Genomic DNA, 6,643 nt, shown 5'->3' with positions numbered 1-6,643 from the left:
TAGTTAAAATAGCTCAAGGCTGTGTTGCTCTCAATCCCAATAGCCAGCTATTGCTCAATCGAGCGCCTTACCTTGAGTTATTTTTCCTGCGCACAACAAGATCACAAACTTAATGGAACTGGTATTAGATAATCTTTGGCAGCTGGAAATGTCTGCTAGCGCACAGTGCTGAATTTTTATAAAGCTTACACTTGCTCATTGGTGTTATTAGTCACGATTCTATAACCCAATATTATTTTTTTCTGTAACTGAGATGAAAAATGCAATTAAAAGAGAAGCAAGAGATCACCAACCAGCTGTTAGATGGACTGCCCAAGCCGCTACAAAAAACTATTCTAGCGCAATGTGACATAGTTAATTTAACCTTTGGCGATATATTGGTTGAGCAGGGCAAAAGTAGCCGTTATGTTTTCTATCCATTAACAGGGGTTATTTCACTGGTGAGATCAGGCACAAAGCATCCGCCGCTTGAATTGTATATTATTGGTAATGAAGGTATGTTGGGTGTCACTAATATTTTAGGCGTAAATTCAGCACCTGAACGTGCTGTTGTACAAGGCTCAGGAACTGCCTTACGACTATCTATTGAACAATTTCAATATCAATTAAAGCACTATCCCCGATTGTTAAAAAAACTCAATGACTACCTTTATATATTATTAGTGCAATGTTCTAAGTCATTGGTTTGTATGAGATTTCATCAAATTGAACCTCGTCTCGCTCGTTGGTTGCTAATGATCGATGATAGGGCGCATGCTAATCCTGTCTATCTTACTCATCAATTACTTGCTGATATGCTAGGAGTGCGTAGAAGTGGAATTACCGTTGCCGCTGGCGCATTACAGGATAAAAAGTTGATTAGCTATACTCGAGGGAATATCGATATTGTTGATCGTAAAGGTTTAGAGTTACAAGCGTGTGAGTGTTATCAGCTTATGAAAGCTGATTATGTTGATATGTTTAATTAGAACATCCTTGTCATTATCGAATAAAGTCAATTCAACGGTAAATAATACCAGTTCCATTAAGTTTGTGATCTTGTTGTGCGCAGGAAAAATAATTCAAGGTAAGGCGCTCGATTGAGCAATAGCTGGCTATTGGGATTGAGAGCAACACAGCCTTGAGCTATTTTAACTAGTACAAGTGAGCAATAACTTAATGGGATTGGTATAAGTACACTTTGAAAATTTTTACAAAAAATTAAGAATATAAAGGAAAGTTATGCGTTATCACCAATTAAGTGAAGTATTTGGACACCTAGTAACATTAAATATCGCAACGGTAGCGTTTTATGAGAGAAGTCTTAAAGTGACAAAGCAAGAGCGTGCTAAGATGTTTTTACATTATTTAATAGAAAAGCAAAAAGTTAGAAACGAATATTTAATGGCCTCATTGGTAGATGGACCGATTAAAATATTTGAAATGTGGTTTGATGATAAAATTGACCTACAGCTACTATTTTATATAGAAAATTTAACTCTAGACCCCAGTGCGAACAGTGACGAAATATTAATAATACTGTTGGAAGTAAATGAAAAAATAGAAATGTGGTTAAAATCAGTTTCACCATTGATAATAAATAGCGATGCCAAAGAATATATTCAGGATTTAATAAATTATTTGCATCAAAAAAACCAGAAAATAATACATGGTGTCCAAAGAATGGATGACTTATAACAATATTTTCTTCATTCTTAAGCTCAAATTTTTAGCAATATTCCAGCAGAGTAACAAGCTAAGTTACTCTACTATTTCAGCCTATTGGGCATCTTCATTAACTACTTCTTTTTTCAGTTCATAAATTTACTTAATGTAAGTTTAATATTGCTGTAAATTAATCAAATAAGATCTGGCTTTTTCAATGTGTGGTAGCGCACATTCAGGTAAAAATAATGCTGCTATCATCTGCTTTTTAATAGTAGGCGGGCACTAAATTTTTTGGATGGGTTCAATGAAATCTAGCCAGTTCACATAAGGAATTTATCAGCGACGATGATGCCAAGCTTGCAGCTAAACTATATGTTTTGATAGCTAAAAACCACAATAAATCAAGATATTATAGAGTTATTTCAAAATATAACTAAAGACTAAGTGAATTCACTTATTAACCACTAAGGAGCTTAATGTGACGATACCTGTCGGCCAAAACTTTATCAAAGGCCATTTTTTAGTAAACCAAAGTAGTGAAATCTTTATGGTTCAAAAACCGCTACCACTGAGTAAATCCTAAGCAAGCTTTGCCATAGCAAATAATTGGAAGACTGCGCAGCGTCGTTCAAAGTTCTAACCAGACCACCTGCAGTACATATGTGTTGTGGAGCCTGCAGTAGTATCCATCATAAGTTTTTTTTGATACGTTAATACGAAGTTAAAATCACGGAGAAATGATGAAGTATAATGACTTGTTTTGGAGAGTAAATTATGACCTTATGGCTTAATGCAGGCATCATCTTTACCTTTTTGGCAATTATTCTTATTTTATTTAAGTGGGGGAATGTACGCTGTGTTGGCGTTACGCCGGTGAAAACATTTACCTTTATTGCTATTTTATTTACTTCAGGCTTAGATGTTGGCCTGATTATGTTTCCACTGACTGAGTTTGCAGGCTATGCAGACATAAAAACAAACCCTGAGTATGCGTTTGCAAACCCGATAGCCATTGAATTTGCTTATTGGGGCTTTCTGATCTGGGGTTTTTACTTTGTTACGTGCTTTTATTTTTGTGTAATAGAGCCTAAGGTCCAGTTTTTCGAAATTCCTTGGGTCAAGGTAATCAATAACACGGTTATTATTGGTACTTGTGCATTTACTGCCTTCTTATTACTCTCCAACCTGCCTTGGTATTTACCTACCATTGGCGATGGTGAGTCAATTGTGCCCACCTTTTATTTAATTGTACTGGCCGCCATTTGCTTTGCTGTGTATTCAAGCACTGACATTAAATATGTGCGCGTTTTGAGTATCTCCACCACTTGGTTATTTATGGCGTTGATTGGCTTTATGTGGCTTGGCGCATTTATGGGCACTGATAGTCAAGTGTCAGCATTTACCGATAATTTGGCGCTGATAGGTGGTTACTTTGGTAATCTTAATGATTTTGTATTGCCGTTAAATGACTACCATGAGTTTTATTTATTTTGGTGGTTTGCATGGAGTATTATGATCGGTCAATTTACCTCACGTTTTGTTGGTGGTTTAAAAACCTATCAGGTATTGGGGGGCTATGTTGATTTTTCCTTCCATTCCGATCGCGGTTTGGTTTAGCGTACTTTACCAGTACCACGAAGCAGATATTCCGACAACGGGGTTAAAAAACTTTGCGATGGCATTTGTGGGTATCGTGTTCGTGATTAATTCAGTTGATTCACTTATTCGCTTGTATACAGATAATTTAAATATAACCGTTAAGCGTTTAGGTAAATTTAATTATATTGCTTTAAATGTTGTTGCTCTTTCATTATTAACCCTCTTATTTCAACTGGAATTTTTACAAATTCAATGGGTAGGTGCATTAGTGATAGGACTGTTCTTTGGTTGCACTACATATATTGCTTACAGTAAATTTAAAACAGTAAGCAATATAGATAGTTCGCCTAAAGAAAATAAAATTGATTACACAAAAATTAAAAAAACGAGCTAAACATTAACCAAGTAATTAATCATGACAATATAAAAAGCATTATCTGGAGTTGAACGGCAACGCTTAATTTTTTCAATGCCTGTATTAGCTTATTGGTCGACGACAATTGCGAACGTATCTGATTATGGCCTAATGGGATAGTCACTTTACTCAATAAAGGCTAATTTTTTAGCAGCAAGTTTCGTGTGAAACGATTTGACTGTTTTATATTTGAGAGCAATATAAAACAGTCAAAAACTATCTTTCTTCGAGCCGAGACAAAAATTTAATCGATAAATGAGTTTTATTTATGACTTCAAATAAAAAAAGTGACGAAATCAAAAAGTTAGATTCGTTAAAACACACTAAAGACGATGCTGTGGGGGAGAACGAGAAGGTTTTGGCACTTAGGATTTTTCACTTAATTGAGCGGATAATATTGATTATTGTCGTTGTGATGACGTCGGGAGCTGTTGCCTTTGAGCTCCAAACAATTTATGTCGCACAAACGATAATTTTAGCCGACATATTATTAATGTTTCTTTATCTCGAAGTCATCGGCATGGTGGCGGTATTCTACTCAGATCCGCGTTCGGCGTTTGTTTACCCGATTTTCATTGCTATCACTGCAATCGCTCGATTAATTGTTCTGCAAGGTAAAGAAATGGCGCCTGAAAATATTCTATACGAGGCAATAGCTATATTGATTCTTTCCATTGCTGCCATTGTAATTATCAAAATGCGTAATGACTGACAATTTTTAGGAAGTGTTGCGCAGGGAATGAATCACGAAGTTTAAGCTAGACTAGAGTCAGAGTGTTAAACAGTTTAAGTTTTGAATGAGTTATCAGCCTTGAAAAACTAGCGGTTACTGGCTCAGTACACTGTTGTATTTATCTGTTTGCTATGAAGTATAGATTTTTTTAACCAGTACAAGCGGTTGCCGGTAATTAATTGAGAGATAACGATACCAATAAATATAACATTTTGATGCCTTAATTTATGAATAGTAAACATGGAGTATTTAAATGAAACGGACAGAAAATACAAAACCAGGCTTATTACTTGCTTTGACGCCTGTCGTGTTAACGCTGCTTATTCTTGGGACGCAAATCTTTTACTTTGGCGTTTTTGAACCACACATTCCTCTTGCCATTGGCTTAGCCATTACAAGTATCGTTGGAATTAAGCTTGGGCTGAAATGGAAAGAGATAGAGAAAGGCATTTTTCACGTTATTCACGTTGCTTTGCCTTCGGTCTCTGTTTTAATAACGGTCGGTATGCTCATCGGAGTTTGGATTGCCAGCGGTACAGTACCCAGTATTATTTATTTTGGATTAAAGGTACTTTCACCCGAAATATTTCTAGCTGCTGGTATGGTGATTTGCGCCTTAGTGTCTCTTTCTCTTGGCACTAGCTGGGCGAGTGTAGGTACTGTTGGTTTGGCTTTAATGGGCATTGGAGAAGGCTTTGATATTCCTGCATATTGGACAGCTGGTGCTGTAGTGTCAGGCGCATTTTTTGGTGATAAAATTTCACCACTTTCCGACACAACTAATTTGGCCCCTGCGGTCACTGGAACCAACGTTTTTTCCCATATAAAAAATATGATGGCAACGACTATTCCAGCCATGCTGATCGCCCTCATCATATATCTGCTGGTTGGATTTTTTGTCATCGACACCCAGAGCATTTCATTTGAAAAAATTCATGCTATCACCGATGCCTTAGATGAAAATTTTTATATTTCAGCATGGGTATTATTACCAGCTTTGATTGTGATGGGTTTAGCTATAAATAAATGTCCCCCTATGCCATCACTATTCGCTGGCGTTGTAGCGGGCGGCGCAACAGCAATGATTGTTCAAGGCGAGAGTTTGCAATCAATTTTCGACTTTGCCAACAATGGCTATTCAATAAATACCGGTATTGGAGAAATTGACAGTCTGTTAAATCGTGGTGGTATTCAATCAATGATGTGGACAATATCCTTGATATTGATTGCTCTGGGCTTTGGCGGTGCACTAGAGAAAACAGGTTGTTTGAAATCGATTATTAATGCCATTATGAGTAAGGTCAGTAGTTTTGCTGGTACCCAAACCGCTGCCATTGGAACGGCGTTTGCAACTAACCTAGTAGCGGGTGACCCTTACTTATCGATTGCTTTACCGGGAAGAATGTACTCACCGGTTTATCGTGGTATGGGCTATTCAACATTGAATTTATCACGCGGAATTGAAGAAGGTGGAACACTAATGTCGCCTTTAATTCCATGGAACGCGGGTGGTGCTTTTGTTATTTCAGCTCTCGGTCTTGGCATTGCTGATGGCAATATAGAAAATCTTTTGTATATCCCCCTTGCGTTTGCTTGCTGGACTGCCCCCGTGATTGGAATTTTCTATGCTTTTACTGGGTTATTCTCGCCAAAAGCAACAGATGAAGAAAAAGAACATTGGGAATCCTCTGGTGAAGCGATAGCTGAATTTAATTCTGATGGTACACCAAAAGTTGAAGATACTGAGAAAGAGGATGCAGACGACGAGTCAGAAAAAAGTGAGTCACCACCATAGCTTATTTTTTAGGAGCCGGATAAATTCACCGATTCCTCTACTACATTGAAATATATAGTACAGCGACAAAGTGACTTAGCTTTCATGATTAGGCCTAAAAGAAAAAAAGTTTAAAGTAATTAAACTTTCTCTCCTCATCAATTGGGGTAAAAGCCAAAATGTTGTATGAGGAAGTTGGGGCATTATCGGCTAATAAAGACAAAGCAAGTGGATTGTATATGCTTAGAAAAACAATCTACATTATCTGCCTCATTTACTTAAGGTCAACTGATTATTATTAGCTGATCAAATTTTAAAAATTTCACACTCAATTTTTTGCCACACTTCTAATACCAATCCCATTAAGTTATTGCTCACTTGTACTAGTTAAAATAGCTCAAGGCTGTGTTGCTCTCACTCCCAATAGCCAGCTATTGCTCAATCGAGCGCCTTACCTTGAGTTATTTTTCCTGCG

Annotated in this window: 4 protein-coding genes and 1 pseudogene; all 5 read left to right on the top strand. The window is 37.0% G+C overall.

What is annotated here, in order from left to right; all coding sequences use genetic code 11:
* Positions 1-260 precede the first annotated feature (260 nt).
* The 5 genes and pseudogenes from ESZ39_RS16870 to nhaC all read left to right on the top strand — a co-directional run bounded on the left by ESZ39_RS16870 (position 261) and on the right by nhaC (position 6,189).
* Positions 261-968, top strand: a complete 708-nt coding sequence (locus ESZ39_RS16870; protein ID WP_146881090.1) for a Crp/Fnr family transcriptional regulator — start codon at positions 261-263, stop codon at positions 966-968.
* A 253-nt stretch (positions 969-1,221) separates the two neighbouring features.
* On the top strand, positions 1,222-1,677 hold the full coding sequence (locus tag ESZ39_RS16865) for a hypothetical protein (RefSeq protein ID WP_146881089.1): 456 nt from the start codon (positions 1,222-1,224) through the stop codon (positions 1,675-1,677).
* Between the two features lie 744 nt (positions 1,678-2,421).
* Positions 2,422-3,640: pseudogene (locus ESZ39_RS16860) on the top strand (BCCT family transporter).
* Between the two features lie 289 nt (positions 3,641-3,929).
* Positions 3,930-4,373: a phosphate-starvation-inducible protein PsiE gene (locus ESZ39_RS16855; protein WP_146881088.1), complete on the top strand. Its 444-nt coding sequence runs from the start codon at positions 3,930-3,932 to the stop codon at positions 4,371-4,373.
* A 274-nt stretch (positions 4,374-4,647) separates the two neighbouring features.
* Entirely contained in the window at positions 4,648-6,189 is a 1,542-nt protein-coding gene (gene nhaC / locus ESZ39_RS16850; protein WP_146881087.1) for a Na+/H+ antiporter NhaC, read from the top strand.
* Positions 6,190-6,643 lie beyond the last annotated feature (454 nt).

The sequence above is a fragment of the Colwellia sp. C1TZA3 genome (assembly GCF_007954265.1).
Classification (GTDB): domain Bacteria; phylum Pseudomonadota; class Gammaproteobacteria; order Enterobacterales; family Alteromonadaceae; genus Cognaticolwellia.
Note: the sequence above shows the minus strand (reverse complement) of the source record. Positions and strands in the feature narration are given on the sequence as shown.

Bases quoted from the DNA above. Each gene is read 5' to 3' on its own strand.
- ESZ39_RS16865 (WP_146881089.1), top strand. From the start codon at position 1,222: ATGCGTTATCACCAATTAAGTGAAGTATTTGGACACCTAGTAACATTA.
- ESZ39_RS16855 (WP_146881088.1), top strand. From the start codon at position 3,930: ATGACTTCAAATAAAAAAAGTGACGAAATCAAAAAGTTAGATTCGTTA.
- ESZ39_RS16870 (WP_146881090.1), top strand. From the start codon at position 261: ATGCAATTAAAAGAGAAGCAAGAGATCACCAACCAGCTGTTAGATGGA.
- nhaC (WP_146881087.1), top strand. From the start codon at position 4,648: ATGAAACGGACAGAAAATACAAAACCAGGCTTATTACTTGCTTTGACG.